The sequence below is a fragment of the Rhizobacter sp. P1_G5 genome (genome assembly GCF_056405435.1).
Window position 1 is genome coordinate 1 of record NZ_JBFUCB010000751.1, and the last position, 2,647, is coordinate 2,647.

Sequence of the window (2,647 nt, forward strand, 5' to 3'; positions counted from 1 at the left end):
GGGCGTCGGCGGATGGCCGGCGTTGGGTCCGAAGCCGAGCGCGGCGATCAGGTTGTCGGCCGCCAGGTTGGCCATCGCGCGCCGGGTCGCGATCGTCGCACTCGCGATGTGCGGGGTCAGCACGACGTTGGGCACCGTCAGCAGCGCAGGGTTCAGCGCCGGCTCGCCCTCGAACACGTCGAGCCCGGCCGATGCGATGCGCCGCTCGGCCAGCGCCTGCGCGAGCGCCGCATCGTCGACGACGCCGCCGCGCGCGATGTTGGTCAGCGTCGCCGTGCGCTTCATCTGCGCGAGCTCGGCGGCGCCGATCGCATGGTGCGAGGCCGGCGAATACGGCACCACGATCACCAGGTGGTCGGCATCGCGCAGCAGCGCCTCCTTCGAGACGTAGCTCGCGCGGCATTCGGCCTCGATCGCGGGCGCGAGCCGCGAGCGGTTGTGGTAGATCACCTTCATGCCGAAGCCGAGCGCGCCGCGCTTCGCGATGCCCTGCCCGATGCGGCCCATGCCGAGGATGCCGAGCGTCGCGCCGTGCACGTCGCCGCCGGTGAACATGTCGTAGGACCACTTCTTCCAGTCGCCGCGGCGCAGGTAGTGCTCCGATTCGGCGATGCGCCGCGCCGCCGCCATCATCAGCGCGAAGCCGAAGTCGGCGGTGGTCTCGGTCAGCACGTCGGGTGTGTTGGTGCACAGCACGCCGCGCGCGTTGCAGGCGTCGACGTCGATGTTGTTGTAGCCGACCGCCATGTTGCACACCGCCTTCAGCTGCGGGTTGGCATCGAGCACCTCGGCATCGAAGCGCTCGCTGCCGGTGGCGAGCACGCCCTGCTTGCCGGCCAGTCGCTCGATCAGCTCGGCCTTCTTGAAGACGCGGTCTTCCGGGTTGTCCTGCACGTCGAAGTGCACCCGCAGGCGATCGACGATGTCGGGAAAGATGGCACGCGAGACGAGTACGGCAGGCTTCATGTCACATCCTCTTCTTGAGAAAACAGGTCAGAACCAGATCAGGGTCATCAGCACGAACAGCGGCAGCAGCACGGCCACCGACCAGCCCATGTAGCCGAAGAAGCCGGGCATCCGGATGCCGCGGCTTTCGGCCACCGCCTTCACCATCAGGTTGGGCGCGTTGCCGATGTACGAGTTGGCGCCCATGAACACCGAGCCGGCCGAGATCGCGGCCAGCGTGGTGGCGTACTGCGTCATCAGCTGCTGCGCGTCGCCGCCGGCGGCGTTGAAGAACACCAGGTAGGTCGGCGCATTGTCCAGAAACGACGACAGCGTGCCGGCGGCCCAGAAATACATCCCCGGCCGCGGCGTGCCATCGGGCGCGGTGACGGCCGACACGATCGCGCCGAACGGCCCGTCGACCCCGGCGCGCAGCATCGCGATGACCGGGATGATGGTCAGGAAGATGCCGGCGAACAGCTTGGCGACCTCGACGATCGGGCCGAAGCTGAACTGGTTCTGCGCATGGGCCGAGGGCGGTGTCAGGTGCCACGACAGCGCGGCGATCGCGATCAGCCCGAGGTCGCGCATCAAGCCTTGCCAGGTGATCTCGGCACCGGCCAGCGTGAACGCGACGCCACCGTGCCAGACACCGCTCATCAGGATCAGCCCCGCGACGCCGGCCAGCAGCGCGAGGTTGACCGCACCCTCGATGCCGAAGCCGCGCGTGTCCGGCGTCGGGTCGACGGGGCGCGGCTCGTCCTGGCGGCAGTACCAGCGGTCGAGCAACCAGAAGATCGCGAGCAGCGTGCCCACCATGAACAGCGTGTGCGGCAGCAGGTGCACCAGCGTCCACGAGAACGCCACGCCCTGCAGGAAGCCGAGGAACAGCGGCGGGTCGCCGAGCGGTGTCAGCGCGCCGGCCGCGTTCGACACGATGAAGATGAAGAACACCACGACGTGGGCCGTGTGGCGCCGGTGGTCGTTCGCGCGGATCAGCGGGCGGATCATCAGCATCGACGCGCCGGTGGTGCCCATCACGCTGGCCAGCACCGCGCCGATCGCCATCAGCGCGACGTTCAGGCCCGGGCCGCCGTGCAGGTTGCCGCGCACGAAGATGCCGCCGGCGACGATGAAGAGCGTGGCCAGCAGCACGATGAACGGGATGTACTCGCCGACCGCAGCGTGCACCAGGCCGTGCCATGCGGCGTCGACGCCCGACTGCGCCGCCTGCGGCACGAGGTACGCGAGCGCCCACGCGGCCACCACCTTGCCCTGGTGCCTGTGCCAGAAGCCCGGTGCGGCCAGCGGCAGCAGCGCGATCGACAGCAGCAGCCCGGCGAACGGCAGGCCCCACAGCAGCTCCGGCATCAGCCGAGGAAGCGAGTGAAGCCGGCCACCGGCTCGCGCTCGGTCACCAGCGTGTTCTCGACCGCGGACGGATCGGCGACGCCGAGCGACATGCCGCACACCAGCATCTCGTCATCGCCCGCACCCAGGCGCGGCAGGATGACGCGGTGGAACTGCGTGAACGCGGCCTGCGGGCAGGTGTCGAGGCCGCGGGCGCGCGCAGCCACCATGATGTTCTGCAGGAACATGCCGTAGTCGAGCCAGCTGCCCTGCTGCATCACGCGGTCGATCGTGAACATCAGGCCGACCGGTGCGTCGAAGAACACGTAGTTGCGGCCGTGCTGCTCGTGCA

General features: G+C 69.3%; 3 protein-coding genes. All 3 read right to left on the minus strand.

The features are described 5' to 3' along the window. On the minus strand, positions 1-966 hold a 966-nt coding region (locus AC1D12_RS30500; RefSeq protein ID WP_477844974.1), incomplete at its 3' end, for a 2-hydroxyacid dehydrogenase. Between the two features lie 27 nt (positions 967-993). Then, a complete protein-coding gene (locus tag AC1D12_RS30505; RefSeq protein WP_477844975.1) occupies positions 994-2,316 on the minus strand; it encodes a sodium:proton antiporter in 1,323 nt (440 codons plus the stop codon). Next, the coding region (locus AC1D12_RS30510) for a nitroreductase (RefSeq protein WP_477844976.1) at positions 2,316-2,647 on the minus strand (332 nt) is incomplete at its 5' end. The genes AC1D12_RS30505 and AC1D12_RS30510, both read right to left, overlap by 1 nt.

Coding starts and splice junctions, on each gene's coding strand:
- AC1D12_RS30505 (WP_477844975.1), bottom strand. CDS start 2,316: ATGCCGGAGCTGCTGTGGGGCCTGCCGTTCGCCGGGCTGCTGCTGTCG.